This is a genomic window from Prevotella amnii DSM 23384 = JCM 14753 (genome assembly GCF_000378745.1).
GTDB lineage: Bacteria > Bacteroidota > Bacteroidia > Bacteroidales > Bacteroidaceae > Prevotella > Prevotella amnii.
In genome coordinates this window covers 1-17,554 of record NZ_KB905266.1, presented here as the reverse complement: position 1 = coordinate 17,554, position 17,554 = coordinate 1, and the positions used below count along the sequence as shown (strand labels likewise).

Below are 17,554 nucleotides of genomic sequence, written 5' to 3'. Positions count from 1 at the left end.
TATTATATCTTACTTTACAATTCCCTTTTCCAAATATTCCTCTAAATTCGTACGCACTCTTTCTGCTACTCCTTCTGAAGCTACTTTTGCCATATCGCTATCTACCATAATATTTACAAGCTCCTCAAAAGAAGTACTATTAGGATTCCAACCCAATCTGTTTTTTGCTTTAGTTGGATCTCCTAAAAGATTAACAACGTCTGTAGGACGATAAAAATCTGGACTAACTTCTACTAATACTTTACCCGTATTTTTATCTATTCCTTTCTCTTCTAAACCTTTACCTTCAAATTTTAATTCTATGCCAACACGTTTAAAAGCATAATAACAAAACTCTCGTACACTATGCTGAACACCCGTTGCTATAACAAAGTCTTCTGGCTGCTTTTGTTGTAATATTAGCCACATACACTCAACATAATCTCTAGCATATCCCCAATCGCGAAGAGAACTAAGATTCCCTAAAAGCAGCTTATCTTGTTTGCCTTGTTTTATTCTAGCTGCAGCAAGTGTTATCTTTCTTGTTACAAAAGTTTCACCTCTACGTTCACTTTCATGATTAAATAAAATACCAGAACAGCAATACATATTATAAGCTTCACGATATTCTCTTACTATCCAAAAACCATACAACTTAGCTACTGCATATGGGCTATAAGGATGGAATGGAGTATTTTCATTTTGTGGTATTTCCTCAACTTTACCATAAAGCTCAGACGTAGAAGCTTGATAAATTTTACATCGTTGTGTAAGTCCTAATTGACGAACAGCTTCTAATATTCTTAAAACGCCAACAGCATCCACATCTGCGGTAAACTCTGGTGAATCAAAACTAACCTGGACATGACTTTGGGCAGCCAAATTATATATTTCGGTAGGCTTAACCTTACCTATAACCATTAATATACTCATTGAGTCGCTAAGGTCTGCATAATGTAGATGAAAATGAGGTTTACCTTCTAAATGGGCAATTCTTTCTCGAAAATCGACAGACGATCTGCGGATTGTGCCATGAACATCATAACCTTTAGATAATAACAATTCAGCTAAATATGATCCATCTTGTCCTGTTATACCAGCTATGAGAGCTACTTTATCCATAAATATACCTTAATTAAAAGTTTAAAATAATCTTTACTTCATGCAAAAATACAAAAGCTTTCCCGATTATACAAATAAAAAGAATATGAGATATATAGCGCGTAGTCAGCCAGCAAGGTAAAATTACAAAATGTGTTTAAAGAATTAGCACTTAGGTGTAGAAAAGCTTAATTTTTCTCTCCTTTTGTTTATTTCCAAAAGTTGCATTTCTTAATTGAACTTACGACTGACGGTTGAATCTACGGCTTTAGTTTTAGAACTATAAAAGTGCTATATTTAAAAAAAATAGCGTAATTTTGCATTCATAGATTTTCATTTGGGATAAATATTTTTTAGAAGGCTTAATATATATAAAAGAGTGGATTCATTAAGAAGAATTTTCAGAATAGGTATTGGTCCATCAAGTAGTCACACGATGGGGCCAAGACGTGCTGCTAAGATTTTTAGTAAAAAACATACTGATGCGCATCGTTTTGAAGTAACATTATATGGGAGTTTGGCTGCAACAGGTAAAGGGCATATGACGGATATTGCTGTTATAAAGCCTTTAGAGGTTATAGCCCCTGTAGACCTTAAATGGCTTCCTAAGACATTTTTACCTTATCACCCTAATGGCCTGTTATTTCGTTCATATGACGAGAACGATAATATTACCGATGAATGGACGGTGTATAGTGTAGGGGGAGGAGCTCTTTCGGAAGGTAAGGGCGAGAATGATATGTTTAAAAACAGTCCTGTTTACAAGCTCAATACTATAAAGGAAATTCAGCGATGGTGTGAATCTACCGGTAGAGGATATTGGGAATATGTAGACCAATGTGAGGATGAAGGCTTTTGGGATTATTTACGTGAGGTTTGGGCAGCTATGAAAGATTCTGTGGAAAGGGGGTTGGATACAGAAGGAGCTTTACCCGGTCCATTAAAATTAGCACGTAAAGCATCTACTTATTATGTTAAAGCTCGCTCTTATAAAGCATCATTGCAGAGTAGGGGATTGGTGTATTCTTATGCATTAGCTGTCAGTGAGGAAAATGCGAGTGGAGGCACTATTGTTACAGCTCCCACTTGTGGTGCTTCAGGTGTGCTTCCTGCAGTATTGTACCATTTATCAAATGGTCATAATTTTACAGAAACTAAGATATTACATGCTTTAGCCACTGCGGGAATATTTGGTAATGTTGCCAAATATAATGCTTCTATCTCAGGTGCAGAGGTGGGTTGTCAAGGCGAGGTAGGTGTAGCTTGTGCCATGGCATCGGCAGCATCGTGTCAGCTTTTTGGAGGAAGTCCGGCACAGATAGAGTATGCAGCAGAAATGGGGTTAGAACATCATTTAGGAATGACCTGCGACCCTGTGTGTGGATTGGTGCAAATACCTTGTATAGAGCGTAATGCCTTTGCTGCTTGTCGTGCTTTAGATGCTCAGCTATATGCTACCTTTAGTGATGGAATGCATCATGTGTCATACGACCGTGTAATAGAGGTCATGAAGCAGACAGGTCATGATATACCATCTTTATATAAAGAAACAAGTACAGGAGGGTTAGCTAAAAATTATGAATATTAGTTTAAGCAAAAAGCTTAATAAGTAGTAAAAGAAAAGTGTCAAGCTTGTTTGTTATTCTCAAGTTTGACACTTTTCTTTTCTCTTTATATATAATAAAACTTATGCTAACATGTTATAGAGATATTTTATATATCTCATTTAGGTTTTTGCATGTATTTTTTTGTTGGAAACAGATGTCCTTTTTTAAAAACTTCTAACGATCTTTTTATAGTAGGATCATTTAAGTTGATAAACTGTATCCACGCTGTTTCGTCTAACATATTATATATTATGCGACTATTGATATAGTTTTCTAATAGCGAATGCGATTTTTTTATCATACGATTTCTACGCTTTAACCCATTCTTGTTAGCGTATGAAGCAAAATCCTCTACTAAGTTTTGTTTGTTAAGATAGTTAGCGAGTGAATGCATATTATTATATTTAGCCAGTATAGGGCGATATTTATCTGTATATTTGAAAGTATACTGAAGTATTAATCCGCTTGTAGCAGCCTCTTTATAATAAGATGTAAAATTAAGAGTATCTTCAGGCACAAAAATATCGGGTGTTATTCCTCCACCTCCATACACTTTTCTGCCAAGGAAAGTGTGATATACTGGCCCAACATGCTTTATGCTATCTTGTGAAAAGAATTCTCCATGTAGGTAACGTGAAAGTATATCCTGCTGGTAATCGGCATTATCTCCCGGCTTAAATGGCTTTTGAATGCATCTTCCAGATGGTGAATAGTATCGAGCTATGGTCAGACGAATCATGCTTCCATCAGGGAATTGGATTTGTTGTTGTACTAAGCCTTTTCCAAACGAGCGACGTCCCACGATTGTTGCGCGGTCATTATCTTGCATAGCTCCGGCAAAAATTTCTGCAGCAGAGGCTGTACCTTCGTTAATAAGCACAACCATTGGCGTTTTTTGATATGCTCCCTTACCATTACTTCTATATTCCTGTCGTGGGCTTTTCCTACCTTGTGTATATACTATTAAGCGGTTTTTAGGTAGAAACTCATTTGCCATTTGTACAGCAGTTTCTAACAATCCTCCACCATTATCGCGCAGATCTATAACAATGTTTTTTGCGCCCATAATATATAAGTTTTGTAAAGCTGCAAGCATCTCGGCGTAAGTGCGTTCGCCAAAGCTTTTTATACGAAGATAACCTATAGAGTCGTTAAGCATATAAAAGGAAGAAACGCTTTTCACTGAAATATCTCCACGCGTTACGGTAATATATTTTATATTATTACTACCATAACGCTTTATTCCTAATCTCACTTTAGAGTTTTTAGGACCCTTTAAGCGATGCATAGCTTCTTCATTGGTAACAACTTTTCCCACAAAACTTTTTCCGTCGATATTAACTATTTTATCGCCAGAGAGAACACCTGCTTTGTCAGCAGGACCATCTTTTATTACATTTTGGACACGAATGGTATCTTGTCGAATAGTAAACTCTATACCTACGCCTGAAAACGATCCTTTTAAGTCGTCTGTGGCTGTTTGTACGTCTTTTGCACTTATGTATACGGAATGAGGGTCAAGCTCTGCAAGTATTTGTGGTATGGCCTTGTCCACAAGGTCATTTATATTTACAGAGTCTACATACTGATCGTCTATAATATGTAGTAGGTTGTTCAATCGATTGCTACCACTGTTTATTATATTAAGACGATTACCAGCAAAGTGATTTGTGTAAAAAGTTCCAATAAGTATTCCTATTACTACACAAAGTGCCAGCCAAAGTGGCATAAATCGGTTGTTTTTGTGTTGCCCCATAACTAATACTAATGATATATATAATGTTGTTATTCTTCTTTATTTTTCTCAAAATCTATTTTTACGACCTCTATATTTGCACGTTGTAAAAGGTCTATACCGTCAGTAAGACGATATTTTTCAGCGTACACTATTCGTTTTATTCCTGCCTGAATAATGAGCTTAGCACACTCTATGCATGGGGCATCTGTAACATAAATAGTAGCTCCTTCGCTGTTATTACCACTTCGTGCTAACTTTGTAATAGCATTAGCTTCAGCGTGTAACACATAAGGCTTTGTAACATTGTTGTTATCCTCACATACGTTTTCAAACCCACTTGGTGTGCCATTGTATCCATCGCTGATAATCATCTTGTTTTTAACTACTAACGTACCCACTTTGCGACGTTGACAATACGAGTTTTCTGCCCAAATGCGAGCCATGCGTAAATATCTGCAGTCAAGACTATGTTGTTTTTTATCCATATTTTTTGTGATATAGCTTTTATAAGAAGTGTAAATAATATTTTAGTTATACATTATTTATCTTAATGCCATTGCGCTTTAGAAGAGCTTTTATTGTAGGCTCTTGCCCACGAAATCTTTTATAAAGAGTCATGGGGTGTTCTGTTCCTCCTTTTGAGAGAATATTATCTCTAAAGCTTTTTGCTACATCTTTATTAAATATCCCATGTTCTTTAAACATACTAAAAGCATCAGCATCTAATACCTCTGCCCACTTATAGCTATAATATCCAGCAGAATAACCACCTGCCATGATATGAGAAAACTGTACGGTCATACAAGTTTCAGGTAGCTGTTTACCGATAATAGCTTTTTCCCAAGCTTTCTTTTCAAAGGGGATAATGTCCTCACAGAAAGGCTCTTCTTGGGTGTAGTAAGCCATATCTAAAAGCCCAAAGCTAACTTGTCTAAGGCAAGCAGAGGCAATATTATAATTGCGGCTTGCTGTTATCTTTTCTATTAAGCTGTCAGGTATAGGTTCACCTGTTTGGTAATGGAAGGCAAAAGTGCGAAGAAAATCTTTTTCAACAGCAAAGTTTTCCATAAATTGTGATGGCAATTCTACAAAGTCCCACCAAACATTAGTGCCTGATAAGCTTTCAAAACGGGTATTAGCAAACATTCCGTGAAGCGAATGCCCAAACTCGTGTAGGAACGTTTCCACCTCACTTAGGCGAAGAAGAGCAGGCTTTTCTTTAGTAGGTTTGCTAAGATTCATTACCAAAGAGGCGTGTGGGCGATGATTTTTTCCGTTTTTATCTATCCACTGTCCTTGATATTCTGTCATCCAAGCACCATCGCGTTTTCCTTTGCGAGGAAAGAAGTCTACATAAAGAACGGCAAGATAAGACCCATCTTCATCATAAACTTCATATGGCTTAACATCGGGGTGATAAACAGGTATGTCTTTGTTTTCTTTAAAGGTTATGCCGTAAAGCTTAGTAGCAAGATTAAAAACTCCTTTGATAACGTTATTTATCTCGAAATATGGTCTAAGCTCTTCAGGGTCAAAGTTGTATTTTTTCAGCTGTAGCTGATGAGAATAGTAAGCAACGTCCCATGGCTGCATTTCAAAGGATTGCCCTTCTTTTTCTTTTGCAAGCGCTGTAATTTCAGCTTCTTCTTTAATAGCCGTAGGCTTATAAGCCTCTATTAAGTCGTTAAGCATTTTATAAACGTTTTCTACTTTTGCTGCCATGCGATATTTCATGACATAGTCGGCATAAGTTTTATAACCTAAAAGCTGTGCCATCTCTCTACGCACGTTTACCAATTGTTTGCAGACGTCAAAGTTGTTTTCTTTATTATCTTTAGTACAAATGGTATTTCGTGCCATGTATATTTCTTTTCTAAGCTCTCTATCTTTGCAATATGTTATAAAAGGGCTATAACTTGGCATATCTAAGGTAAACACCCAGCCATCAAGGTTGCGCTCTTTAGCTGCTTCTAAGGCTGTTTCTAAGGCTGTTTCAGGAAGTCCATGCAGCTTGTTTTTATCTGTAATATGCAAGGAGTAAGCTTTGTTTTCCTTTAAGACGTTTTGTGAAAACTGCAATGATAGCATGCTGGCTTTTTCTGTTAGCTTACGAAGGGTTTCTTTGTCTTTATCATTTAACAAAGCACCACTTCTTACAAGCCCGTCATAGCTGTTTTCTAATACTCTCTGTTCTTCAGAGGTAAGTGTTCCATGATGGTCGTAAACGTATTTTATACGTTCAAATATTTTAGGATTAAGGCTAATATCGTTAGAGTGCTTAGTAAGCATCGGACTTATCTTTTGTGCTAAAGCGTCCATCTCGTCATTGGTTTCTGCGCTTAAAAGATTAAAAAACACACTTGTTACTCTGTCTAATAAGTCGTAGTAGTGTTTGCGCTGTTCGTCTTCATCTTCATGCACTATAGTGTTATAGAAGGTAGGTTCTTCTGGGTTATTAAGCATTTTTTCTATCTGCTCATTATCTCTTCTTATGCCTTCTATAATGGCTTCTTCATAGTCGTCAATTGTTATCTTATCGAAAGGTGCTGTTTCGTGTGGAGTACCATAGGGTAAAAAGAAAGGATTTACGTGTTTTCCTTTCTCTTTTATATTATTATTCATATTCTCTTCTTTTTATATTATTATTTCTACAAAGTTAAAAAGAAAAAGAGAAACACCTTAATATAATGGTTTGTTTTTAACGCAATTTTTCTAATAAAGGTATACTTATCACGCCACGTGTGTTGTTTAATAAGCCTTTTGCTTTAAGCCGACTAAGCATTTTTGATATGTTTAGTCTGCTTTCGTGTATTTCACAAGCTAAATCTGTCATTTTAATGTGTATAACCTTATGCCCTGACTGTATGATACAACGGTTTCTCACAAACTGTATAAAGGCTTTTTCTATCGTTTCAGGTTTACGTCCCCAAGGCAATTTACCTGAATGTTGCGCTTTTATAGAAATCAAATTAATAAAATTAAGGCGAAAGATTAAAGATTTTTCTAATAGCTTTAGCACCTCTACTTTATCTAAAGATATTAGGTTACATTTTGTAATAGTCTTAAAATCTTTTGTATAATGAGCTGTTAAGCCAAAAAGGTGAGAAGGTTGTAGTATCATAGGAGTGTTAACTTCTTCTTCTATGCTATAATGATGATCATTAGAATAGGAAGTAACAGAAAAAGATCCATTAGTTACTATTAAGAGCTTGTCGCACTTATGATTTTCTTTGCATATATATTTTCCTGCTTCTATCTTATGAAATCCAATTCTTATATGTGCTATAATTTGAGATAACTCCTCGTTGCCAATACCTATAAAAAGAGGTAATGTGATAAGTTTATCATATATATTTAGCATGTTTATTTTACTATTTTATCTTTTAACGAAGGGCTATACCATGTTTTTAATTTTCCGTTTTCATCAGAATATATAAAATATGCCATTAGCTCGGGGTGTTTTTCTAATAAAACTTTAGCTTTTTCTATTCCCATTACCATAAAAGACGTAGCGTAGGCATCGGCTATGGCACATTTTTTAGTTATAACAGTAGATGATAAAAGTGAATGTTGCACAGGATAGCCTGTTTTAGGGTCTATAGTGTGAGCGTATTTTTTACCGTTTTTGTAATAAAAGTTACGATAATTCCCACTTGTAGCAAGTGCCTTATCAGTAATGTTTAATATTACCTCTATTTCTTGATTGACACTTGTTTTATTATTTAAAGGTTTAGTTACTCCTATCTTCCAAGGTAATCTGTTTTCATTTACTCCGCTTGTAACTATTTCTCCACCTATTTCTATCATAAAGTTTTTAATGCCCTGCTCACGAAGATAACGTGCAACGACATCTACTCCGTATCCTTTTGCTATGCCAGAGCAGTCGAGCATTATGTTTTTATTTTTTTTCTTTACTACATCTCCATCAAGCTCTACCTTGTTATAGCCTATGAGTGGACGTAGGCGGTCTATCTTTTCCTTTGTAGGTTTCTGTTCGCTTTTAAAGCCAAACCCCCATAGGTTTACTATAGGAGCTACGGTTATATCGAAAGCTCCATCGGTCTCTTTTGAAACTTGTTCAGAAAGGTCGAAGACTTCAGCAAACATATCATTAACTTTTACAGGCTTATTCTGATTGATTAAAGATATTACAGACGTGCTATCAAAGGTAGAGAAAGTTTTGTTTACTTTGTTAAGCTCTGTTTCTATTTCGTTTTGTATGTCTTTATCGTTCTGATAAGTAATATGGTACACTGTGCCAAAAATGAAACCTTCATCTTGATGATAAGGGGCAGACCTCTGTTGTATGATAATATAGATGCTACCTATTATAAGTATTAGTAGGAAGGGTATTTGCCAGTATAGTTTTTTCTTGTTCATCTTTATTATTTTTTTTATTTAAAACTCTGCTAATATCTGAAAGGTAGCACTTATGAGCGACTCTGCTCCTTCTCCATATCCTGGTACATACCATGCAGAGCCGTTTTCTCCAGTTTTTTTGTGAAGTTGCTTTTTATATCTAATAGTCCAACCCATTCTTATAGGACCCCATATTTTTGCGTCTAATCCTGCCACGAGTTCTGCCCATAGCAGCTTGCTGCTAACATTAGAAGCATAACATAAACTTTGGCTTTTCCATATAGGGTCAATAGCTGTTTTATTATAAAAGCTATATTTAAACGATGTATAAGCTAATCGTCCTCCCACCAAAGCCCTATAATCATCATGCTTGTTTTTTAACACGTTAATATCTATACCTACCCTAAAATATGGAGCTTTAGTGCTGTAATGGATATTAGTAGTTTCATCTGTTTTATTAGATTTTCCAAAACCTAACTCTAAAACAGGGAAATATTTGTCTTTTAAGTTTAGCCTCGCTATGCCCTCATATTGCCCATAATCTTTTATAAACATCATAGCAGGGCCTACTATATCTGTACCCAATGCTATTCCTCTATAAAAAGGTATAGTATCAGGCTGGTCTTTTGTTACAACAACCTTTCTCTGTGCATAAAGTGATGAGGTGAAAAGTGTGAGAAAACTAATTATCAGACTTAAAATAAATGTAAAGGTTCTCTTTTCCATCTAAATTTACATTAGCATTATTAATATCAATGTGGTCTATACGATTAGTAGTGTTTTCTACTTTAGTAATCTTATGTAAGAAATAAGCAGGGCAGCTTATGTTTTCAAAATAGCTTACATTAGTCTTTGTTATTTTCACTATATCCGTTATTTTCTTACCCGATTTTGTGTTAAAAACAAATTTTAGCTTGTCCTGCTCATTATTATAGCTTAAAGGTAAAGAAAATGTTTTAATGTCTTGCAGCTTATATAATATAGTGGTATCTGCCAAACCTTCTCTTACGGCTAACACAGTGAGAGTGTCGGTAGTAGGCTCACCTTTAGCTACATATTTACTTCTAACCCCATTAAGCATAGAGCAATCTGCTTCCGAGCAAGATGTTAAGATAATATAAGATAAAAGCAAAAAGGAAGATGTTGCTAATGTAAAATTCTTTTTCCACATGTCTTTTTTTATAAACCTAATTCTTTTTCTATCTGGTAATCGTTACGATGAGGGTTACTACGACTAATTAAGTCGCCTATGAAACCTGCTAAAAACAGTTGTGTACCTATAACCATAGCTATTAACGCTATGAAAAAAGAAGCATGATTAACGAGCAAGTCGCCATACTCTCCATTTATAAGCATATAACATTTGTCTAAGATAAGACAAAGAAAAGCTATAAAGCCTATAAGGAAAACAAAGGACCCCATAAGCCCAAAGACATGCATGGGCTTCTTACCAAAGTTAGTTAAAAACCAAAGTGTAAGCAAATCGAGGTAACCATTAAAGAAACGGTTTATACCAAACTTAGATACGCCATACTTACGAGCCTGATGATGTACTATCTTTTCTTTTATTTTTGTAAATCCGGCTTCTTTGGCAAGGTAAGGAATGTAACGATGCATCTCGCCATATACCTCTATGTTTTTCACAACATCAAAGCGATATGCTTTTAAACCACAATTAAAATCATGTAGATTATGCACTCCGCTAATCTTTCGCGCAGTGGCATTGAACAGCTTGGTAGGCACTGTTTTTGTTATAGGGTCATAACGCTTTTGTTTATATCCACTGACGAGGTCGTTGCCGTCTTTTACTATCATATCGTATAAGGCTGGAATCTCGTCGGGAGAGTCTTGCAAGTCGGCATCCATTGTAATAACAACATCGCCTTGAGCAGCTTTGAAACCGCAAAAAAGAGCAGGGCTCTTTCCGTAGTTTCTTCTAAACTTTATACCTTTAACATGGCTGTCTTTAAGGCGTAGACTTTCTATAATGTCCCAACTATTATCAGTAGAACCATCATTGATAAAGATTATCTCGTAAGAGTAATGGTGTTCTTTCATTACCTTACTAATCCATGCGTGCAGCTCAGAGAGGCTCTCGGCTTCGTTATATAGTGGAATAACAACTGAAATATCCATATTTTTATCTTTTTATTTTCTAAACTTTATTCTTAGGTATAGAGCGTTTTAAGATTAAGCAAGTGATAATGCTTAGGAAAAAACCTAATATCATTTCATATATAAAACTTCCAAAAACAATGTTTTGAGGCGTAAAAACCTGTGGCAATATGCTTATAGCTTCTTCTATTTTGTAGCCATAGCTTTTTATAATTTCACCACCTTCTTTAGATTGTATTACAGCTATCATGCTCTGTAGCATTCTGCCATTATCTAAAAACTTAAAAAATAGGTATTGTATTATTCCTAATATTAGTGCTCCAGTGAAATATACTCTAAAACAATATAGCATACCTTGCTTAAAACTGATGAGACCTTCCAAACTTTTATCACGCATCAAACGCATACGATAAGCTACAAAGAAAGGGGTACACAATATTAGCATTGTGTTAAATTGTGCAAGGAAAGCAAAATATGCTGCACCTAAGAAGCAAACAAAAGCACCTGTCCATATTACACCTAAGTATATACCATCATATAAAGCATAGGTGTTTAAAATCTTATAATCTTCTAATTTCATGTGTGCAAATTTACAATTTAATTGTCATACTTGGAAGGTATTGCTTCATTTAAAATGAGCATTTTTGTTAAAATGAAAAAAAGTATAAATATATGTCTTGTTAATTCAAACAAAATGTTTAACTTTGCACTCGCAAAAGCTAAAACGCTTTTTGTAAAAATGAGCAAGTCTCTTACGACCAGCTCCCTTTAAATCCCCCAGGATGGGAACATAGCAAGGGTAGGAGGTTGTAGCGGTGCGATAAGAATAGCTTGCTCACCCGCCTCTTTAGCTCAGTTGGCCAGAGCACGTGATTTGTAATCTCGGGGTCGTTGGTTCGAATCCGACAAGAGGCTCTCATAAGAAGCACACTTTTATAGGTGTGCTTCTTATTTTTTTTTGTGTAATATGGTTCTTATTTTTTTTTATTATATTCTTCTTTTTTTTTGTGTAATATGGTTCTTATTTTTTTTTATTATATTCTTCTTTTTTTGCTATATATACTATTTTTAATTTATAACTTTGGGCTATGGTAAATATTATTTTAGCAGACAATCAGGACATAACACAGGCAGGAATGATGTATATTCTTTCTAAAATGGGATATACAAAAAATGTTATTGTGCAAAACAAAACAGAGCTTATTAATATGCTTAAAGACAGCCCTAAAAGTGTTGTTATTATAGATTACACGCTTTTTGATATTCCGAGTTTTAACGATTTATATGTTATGGGGCTGCGTTTTGCTGACGTGATTTTTATACTTTGGAGCGAAGAGCTTAGCCTTAGGCTTTTAAGGAAAGTTGTTAATGTAGGTATTAAGGTGAGCATACTTTTTAAAGATTCTACAAAAAGCGAAATACAAGAATGTATAAAAAAAGCCGTCAAAGGTAGTCTGTTTGTTTGTAAGCAGGCTAAAGAGATGCTTATAGAAAAAGAGTCTTCTATGTGTGTTGAGCAAAAAAGATTAACTAAGACTGAAACAGAAATACTTATAGATATAGCACAAGGGCTTACTACTAAGGAAATAGCAAATAAGCGTTACTCTTCTTTTCATACTATAAACACACATCGTAAAAACATTTTTCGTAAGCTTAGTGTAAATACAGCCCATGAAGCTACACGCTATGCTTTAAGGGCAGGATTATTAGACATTACAGATTATTCTATTTAATGTCTTTAGAAGATGTTGCTATGTTAGGAGTATGTTAGTATATTTTATTTATTGTTATTCATACTATTAACACATTATGAAGTGTAGCAATTATATTATTGCAGCATAAAAGAGTGATTATATAAAAAGAATAGCTATGAAAAGCATATAAAAAGTATCTTTACATAGCAAAAGAGCATTACCTTCTAAGTAAGTAATGCTAATATTTTATAGAGAAAAAGAAGATGTATAGAATATAAAAATAATCTATTTTTACACTAAAAATAGATTAAAAATGAAAGTAAAATAATTTATTTTTCTTTTATAGACGTTGCTTTTAAATGTTTTAAAGATAAGATTTTAGTATCAAAAGTGTTTATCTTTCTAATATGATAAAGGAAGTATTTTGCTTTTATCTTTTAGCACATATATTTTTTATGCCCTATAAATAAAAGTAAGAATCAATAAAAAAAAGGCTGAACCCCATATATAAACGGGTTCAGCCCTTTACTGAATCAATTAATTGTTTTATGTTTAATGAAAAGTTTTTTAATACTTAAATGTTACAGTCAATGATATTTTACGTCCATCAGCGTGTGCGTATTCTGCATCTCTTGCCATAAGCATAGAGGTGGTGGTGTAGTAAGTATTGTTAAGTAAGTTAGAGATACCCAAATTAATATCCCAAGAGTTTAGCTTGTACCCTGCTGTAAAGTTGAGCAGATTAAAGCTGCTGATCTTACCTTCACCTTCATTATATTTTCCGTCATCAATAGGTTGAAAGCGGTCGCGGTTTCCTGAGTGGATATAATGTAGCTGTAAATAAGCATTTTTCACAGGAGAATAATCTATATACATTGCGAATTTAGCAGCAGGTATAGAAATATTAGACATATAACTTCTCCATTGACCATAAGTATCTTTTATCTTACCTTCAAACCATGTAAAGTTAGCCCCAGCTTTTAGGTTATTAAGAAGCTGTGCATCTGCGTTGAGTTCTATACCATATACCTTTTGAGGAGTGCGGTTTACTTCCCAAAAACCTGCTTCATTAATCTTAAGGTCGCTACCTAATTTTGAGTATGTGTAGAAGAATGCACCATTTAGCTGTAGCCAACGATTGATATCAGAATAAGCTCCAATTTCATAGTTATCGGTCTTTACAGGTTCTGTTAAGATTTTAGATAAAACATCTTCTTTAGCAGCACGTAGTGTACGACCTAAATCGAAAATAGAGAAACCTTGAGAATAAGCTATGAAAGGTTGGAACGCACGATATTTATTGTAAGATATACCAGCATTAAATGATAAGTTGTTATACTTGAGATTTCCGCCTTTTACATGTACCTCTGGAGCACTTTTCTTTGTGCGTAATATGTCGTAGTTAGGAACATTAACATCTATAATATCATAACGAGCACCTACCTTGATGTTAAGATCTTTAGAAAGAGTAGTTTTTGTTTGCAAGAATATTGCTTCGTTATTACTTGTAAGGTTAGGTACCCAGTAACGCCCATCAACAAGAGGTTGTGAAGTCTTATCTAAAAGATAATCAAACCCATATACAAGACGTGTAAAGGAGTTGTCAGAGAAGGTTAGTAAGGTGTTAAATTGAGAACGGAACCCAAACTTTTGATCCTTTATAGTAGCCTGACCGCTTGTTTCTTCCCAGCGTGGTTTTTTAGGGTTATGCTTTCTAAAATCGAATATAGTGTATAGACTTGTGCCGTAAAGAGAAGCCTCAAAGTCGGTGTTTGCAAACAGTTTTCGAGAGGTAAACTTTAAATATGCATTATGGTTATATCGTGTACCTTCATCAGATGCTTGAGGATCTTTATCGCCAAAAACACCTATTGCAGGAGTTTTGAGATATTCTCCTTTTTTCTGAATTAAAGAAGTATGTTGCAAACTTCTATAAAAATTATACATAAACTCTATACTGTTTTTAGGTGAAAAGGCATAACCTAATTTCACAAGAGCATTTGATGTATAAGTATCTCCAAGCCCATAACGTGGCGATATATATTCTCCATCTCCATCTATGCTGCTACCTGTTTTAGAAAGAGTCCCACTAACTAAATAGCTAAGCTTATTGATAGAACCATAAAACTGCTGGTTAAAACGATAGCCCATACCATCGCTACCATGGTAGAAATTATATGTAGAACCAGATAAAGACGACTGACCTGCAAATGTTTTCTTTGTTGTGTTCTTTTTTGTAATGATGTTTATTACACCACCTATAGCACCATTACCGTATAAAGAGGTAGCACCCTTTATTATTTCTATATGGTCAATGGCAGAAACATCTAAAGAGCGAATGTCTCTATCGGTAGATCTTAAAGGGGTAGATTGTGGTATTCCATCTATTAAAACAAGGGCACTTCTACCTCTAAGAGACTGAGTTCGTGAGCTTGTAGTGTTGCTTGCTAAAGCCATACCCGGAGTAAGCAAACCTAATAAATGAGATATATCAGATTCTGCTTTGCTCATTTGTGCTATTTGTTTTTGATCTATAATAGTAACAGTTGTAGCAGCATTAGACTTTATTTCAGGAATGCGCGTTGTACTAATAACTACCTCTTTTAAAAGAAGTGTAGAATCGACCTTGGTAACATCATTAGCATAGCTGTTAGTGTATGCTAATGCAGCCATACCAAGAAGCAAATAATTCTTTTTTGTCATGTTAAATTATATTTGTTAATACTAAAAGGAAGCGTTCAGCTTTAAATTATTTAACGAACGCTAAAAATCTTTTGCAAAGATATATAAATAGCTTGGAAGCGGCAATACCTAAAAATAATGACAAGTATGATGACGTTTTTATATAGTCATATTTGCCAGAAATAAATATTTATTATTATCTTTGTATGTGTAATATTAATATTTGTAAAATGAAAGTAAAATGAAAGTAAAATGTTCTGTTTATGTAAGGTATATTAAAAAATGTTTTAAGATGCTTTGGCAACTACATAAAGAAGAAAAACTTTCTATATGTAGTCTTTTTATAGATTATGCGTGGTGCTTAATAAGACATGGGTGCTTAATAAGACATTATGTAATAGGGAATTTTTATAAGCGGCGTGAATTTGAACGGAGACGAATTTTAACGTATAGGCGTTATCTCAAAGCTCTGAATTATTTTAATAAAAAGGAGAGTATACATATTTTGGAAAACAAGCATGAGTTTAATAGTTTTTTTTCTGAGTATGTACATCGTAAGTGGCTTTATTCTCCAGAAATGTCATATGAAGATTTCTTATGTTTATTTAAGGATAAAAAGGAGCTAATAGTAAAACCTTATAACACCTGTGAAGGAGAAGGTGTTTATAAAATATATTTTGAAAAATTAGGAGAAGAAGGGGCAAAAAATATTTATAATAAGCTTAAAACAAGCAAATATATGATAGAGGAATGTGTTCTACAGGAGCCTATGCTTAGCCTTGGCAGTACGAGTGTTAATACATTACGGGTGGAAACGTTATTAGATAAGAAGACAAAAAAGTCGCATATAGTGAAAGCTTTGTTTAGAGCAGGTGTTGGACATACTGATATAGATAATTATGCACAAGGAGGGTGTGTTTATGAAGTGGATTTATCTACAGGACGTATTATCTCTTCAGCACTTTCAAAGGTTAATAATAATGCTATTTTTCACCCAAAAACAAATACTTGTATGCTTGGCTTTAAGATACCCCATTGGGAAGAAGTGGTAAAAGTGTGTAATCATGCTCAAGAAAAGTTGCCTACATGCGGTCTTATTGGTTGGGATGTAGCTGTTCTCTATGGGGGGGGGAGTAGAATTAATAGAGGGCAATCATAACCCCGAATATGAATTTTTAGAGTTTAAAGGCACGTATCGTTATTGGGAAAAGATAAAACCTTATATGTATTAATTTTCAAGAGTGAAGATGATGAAATATATTTTTGAAAGTTATTACAAAGGTTTAAAAAAGTACATACGGGTTCTTAATGATTTTTCAAAAGATAAACATCTTAATTCTACTTATACTATATTAGATTGTATTTGGAGTTTTATTAGATATGGCTGTGTACTTAATCAGTTTATAGATGGCTGTTTTTATAAACGTAAATATTTTGAAAGGAAGGATATCTTAACCTATAAGCGTTGGTGTGGTATTATTAAACACTATAATAATAGTGATGACGTAAAAATATTACAGAATAAAGTAGAATTTAATAAATATTTTAAAGATTTTATTAAACGTGATTGGATAAGTATTAAAGAAGCTAATTATGAAACTTTCAATAACTTTATGCGAGGCAAACAGGAAGTTATAATAAAACCATTAGATAACTGGGAAGGTATTGGGGTAAGAGTTTTAAAAATAGAAAATCATAATAAGGTAAAACAACTTTATAGTGAATATCAAGATAAAGATCTACTTTTTGAACAGAAAATAGTGCAGAAAGAGGAGATGATATTTAATAATAAGTCTGTTAATACAATACGTATTTATACAGCTTGTGGGAAAAATAGTAAAAAAGCTCATATTTTTAAGGCTACTTTGCGTATAGGCATAGGAGAAAGCATTGTTGATAATAGTCACAATGGTGGTTGTGCTTACGAGGTAGATTTAAAAACAGGTATAGTTTGTTCAAAAGGTTGGGGGCATATATATAATGATAATATTAGGCGTATAGCTCATTTTGCAGGATGATTTTGAGAAGTATGTATCCTATAGCTCAAATTGCAGGATGATTTTTTCCGATGTTTCTTCGTTGAAGCAGCTTACATATTGTACCTTTGGTTTGCAGTTTGAAGCGTAGTGAAGCTCTGCTGGGGAGCAACTTCATAAGGAATAGAACTGCGCAGATTGACAAGTATGGGCAGGAGTTGCTATCAACGCGGCTCCTGCTTTTTCATACTTAGAGATTCTGCTAATGCCAAGAAAAACCCAGAAATGAACCGCTTGCGGTTC

The 17,554-nt window shown here is 34.3% G+C and carries 15 protein-coding genes, 1 tRNA gene and 1 other RNA gene; 6 read left to right on the top strand and 11 right to left on the bottom strand.

What is annotated here, in order from left to right; all coding sequences use genetic code 11:
- Positions 1–9: 9 nt before the first annotated feature.
- Positions 10–1,101, bottom strand: coding sequence for a GDP-mannose 4,6-dehydratase (gene gmd, locus F596_RS10720; protein ID WP_008448834.1), 1,092 nt, complete (start codon positions 1,099–1,101; stop codon positions 10–12).
- 358 nt (positions 1,102–1,459) lie between these two features.
- Between gmd and F596_RS0100860 the strand changes: the two genes are divergently transcribed.
- Positions 1,460–2,668 carry an L-serine ammonia-lyase, iron-sulfur-dependent, subunit alpha gene (locus F596_RS0100860; RefSeq protein WP_024992710.1) on the top strand — a complete coding sequence of 403 codons (1,209 nt, stop codon included), beginning with the start codon at positions 1,460–1,462 and terminating at the stop codon, positions 2,666–2,668.
- Positions 2,669–2,802: 134 nt separating this feature from the next.
- Here F596_RS0100860 and F596_RS0100855 read toward each other — a convergent pair whose 3' ends face one another.
- The 9 genes from F596_RS0100855 to F596_RS0100815 form a co-directional block, all read right to left on the bottom strand.
- Positions 2,803–4,443 carry a S41 family peptidase gene (locus F596_RS0100855; RefSeq protein WP_024992709.1) on the bottom strand — a complete coding sequence of 547 codons (1,641 nt, stop codon included), beginning with the start codon at positions 4,441–4,443 and terminating at the stop codon, positions 2,803–2,805.
- A 29-nt stretch (positions 4,444–4,472) separates the two neighbouring features.
- Positions 4,473–4,910 (bottom strand): deoxycytidylate deaminase, encoded by a 438-nt coding sequence (locus F596_RS0100850; RefSeq protein ID WP_019035495.1) that lies wholly within the window; start codon positions 4,908–4,910, stop codon positions 4,473–4,475.
- 46 nt (positions 4,911–4,956) lie between these two features.
- Positions 4,957–7,047 carry a M3 family metallopeptidase gene (locus tag F596_RS0100845; protein WP_019035494.1) on the bottom strand — a complete coding sequence of 697 codons (2,091 nt, stop codon included), beginning with the start codon at positions 7,045–7,047 and terminating at the stop codon, positions 4,957–4,959.
- Positions 7,048–7,123: 76 nt separating this feature from the next.
- Positions 7,124–7,786: a Crp/Fnr family transcriptional regulator gene (locus F596_RS0100840; RefSeq protein WP_019035493.1), complete on the bottom strand. Its 663-nt coding sequence runs from the start codon at positions 7,784–7,786 to the stop codon at positions 7,124–7,126.
- A 2-nt stretch (positions 7,787–7,788) separates the two neighbouring features.
- A complete protein-coding gene (locus tag F596_RS0100835) occupies positions 7,789–8,805 on the bottom strand; it encodes an FAD:protein FMN transferase (protein WP_019035492.1) in 1,017 nt (338 codons plus the stop codon).
- A gap of 18 nt (positions 8,806–8,823) precedes the next feature.
- Complete coding sequence (locus F596_RS0100830) at positions 8,824–9,510, bottom strand: DUF6048 family protein (protein ID WP_019035491.1); 687 nt, start codon at positions 9,508–9,510, stop codon at positions 8,824–8,826.
- The gene (locus F596_RS0100825) at positions 9,467–9,955 is read right to left on the bottom strand and encodes a DUF6452 family protein (RefSeq protein ID WP_019035490.1); all 489 of its coding nucleotides are present in this window, start codon (positions 9,953–9,955) and stop codon (positions 9,467–9,469) included. Before F596_RS0100825 ends, F596_RS0100830 begins: the two co-directional genes overlap by 44 nt.
- An 8-nt stretch (positions 9,956–9,963) precedes the next feature.
- Positions 9,964–10,920 (bottom strand): glycosyltransferase family 2 protein, encoded by a 957-nt coding sequence (locus F596_RS0100820; protein WP_019035489.1) that lies wholly within the window; start codon positions 10,918–10,920, stop codon positions 9,964–9,966.
- A gap of 19 nt (positions 10,921–10,939) precedes the next feature.
- A complete protein-coding gene (locus F596_RS0100815) occupies positions 10,940–11,479 on the bottom strand; it encodes a DUF4199 domain-containing protein (RefSeq protein WP_019035488.1) in 540 nt (179 codons plus the stop codon).
- A 161-nt stretch (positions 11,480–11,640) separates the two neighbouring features.
- On the opposite strand from F596_RS0100815, the gene ffs reads away from it, so the two are divergent.
- The 3 genes from ffs (at position 11,641) to F596_RS0100805 (ending at position 12,632) form a co-directional block, all read left to right on the top strand.
- An RNA gene (gene ffs / locus F596_RS11380) (signal recognition particle sRNA small type) lies at positions 11,641–11,738 on the top strand.
- Between the two features lie 2 nt (positions 11,739–11,740).
- A tRNA-Thr gene (locus F596_RS0100810) sits at positions 11,741–11,814 on the top strand.
- Between the two features lie 173 nt (positions 11,815–11,987).
- Positions 11,988–12,632, top strand: a complete 645-nt coding sequence (locus F596_RS0100805) for a response regulator transcription factor (RefSeq protein ID WP_019035487.1) — start codon at positions 11,988–11,990, stop codon at positions 12,630–12,632.
- A 528-nt stretch (positions 12,633–13,160) separates the two neighbouring features.
- Here F596_RS0100805 and F596_RS0100800 read toward each other — a convergent pair.
- Positions 13,161–15,296 (bottom strand): TonB-dependent receptor, encoded by a 2,136-nt coding sequence (locus tag F596_RS0100800; RefSeq protein WP_019035486.1) that lies wholly within the window; start codon positions 15,294–15,296, stop codon positions 13,161–13,163.
- A gap of 484 nt (positions 15,297–15,780) precedes the next feature.
- Between F596_RS0100800 and F596_RS0100795 the strand changes: the two genes are divergently transcribed.
- Positions 15,781–16,434 (top strand): sugar-transfer associated ATP-grasp domain-containing protein, encoded by a 654-nt coding sequence (locus tag F596_RS0100795; protein ID WP_169495527.1) that lies wholly within the window; start codon positions 15,781–15,783, stop codon positions 16,432–16,434.
- An 88-nt stretch (positions 16,435–16,522) separates the two neighbouring features.
- A complete protein-coding gene (locus F596_RS0100790) occupies positions 16,523–17,293 on the top strand; it encodes a sugar-transfer associated ATP-grasp domain-containing protein (RefSeq protein WP_026302347.1) in 771 nt (256 codons plus the stop codon).
- Positions 17,294–17,554 lie beyond the last annotated feature (261 nt).

Coding starts and splice junctions, on each gene's coding strand:
- gmd (WP_008448834.1), bottom strand. CDS start 1,101: ATGGATAAAGTAGCTCTCATAGCTGGTATAACAGGACAAGATGGATCA.
- F596_RS0100855 (WP_024992709.1), bottom strand. CDS start 4,443: ATGGGGCAACACAAAAACAACCGATTTATGCCACTTTGGCTGGCACTT.
- F596_RS0100850 (WP_019035495.1), bottom strand. CDS start 4,910: ATGGATAAAAAACAACATAGTCTTGACTGCAGATATTTACGCATGGCT.
- F596_RS0100845 (WP_019035494.1), bottom strand. CDS start 7,047: ATGAATAATAATATAAAAGAGAAAGGAAAACACGTAAATCCTTTCTTT.
- F596_RS0100840 (WP_019035493.1), bottom strand. CDS start 7,786: ATGCTAAATATATATGATAAACTTATCACATTACCTCTTTTTATAGGT.
- F596_RS0100835 (WP_019035492.1), bottom strand. CDS start 8,805: ATGAACAAGAAAAAACTATACTGGCAAATACCCTTCCTACTAATACTT.
- F596_RS0100830 (WP_019035491.1), bottom strand. CDS start 9,510: ATGGAAAAGAGAACCTTTACATTTATTTTAAGTCTGATAATTAGTTTT.
- F596_RS0100825 (WP_019035490.1), bottom strand. CDS start 9,955: ATGTGGAAAAAGAATTTTACATTAGCAACATCTTCCTTTTTGCTTTTA.
- F596_RS0100820 (WP_019035489.1), bottom strand. CDS start 10,920: ATGGATATTTCAGTTGTTATTCCACTATATAACGAAGCCGAGAGCCTC.
- F596_RS0100815 (WP_019035488.1), bottom strand. CDS start 11,479: ATGAAATTAGAAGATTATAAGATTTTAAACACCTATGCTTTATATGAT.
- F596_RS0100805 (WP_019035487.1), top strand. CDS start 11,988: ATGGTAAATATTATTTTAGCAGACAATCAGGACATAACACAGGCAGGA.
- F596_RS0100800 (WP_019035486.1), bottom strand. CDS start 15,296: ATGACAAAAAAGAATTATTTGCTTCTTGGTATGGCTGCATTAGCATAC.
- F596_RS0100790 (WP_026302347.1), top strand. CDS start 16,523: ATGATGAAATATATTTTTGAAAGTTATTACAAAGGTTTAAAAAAGTAC.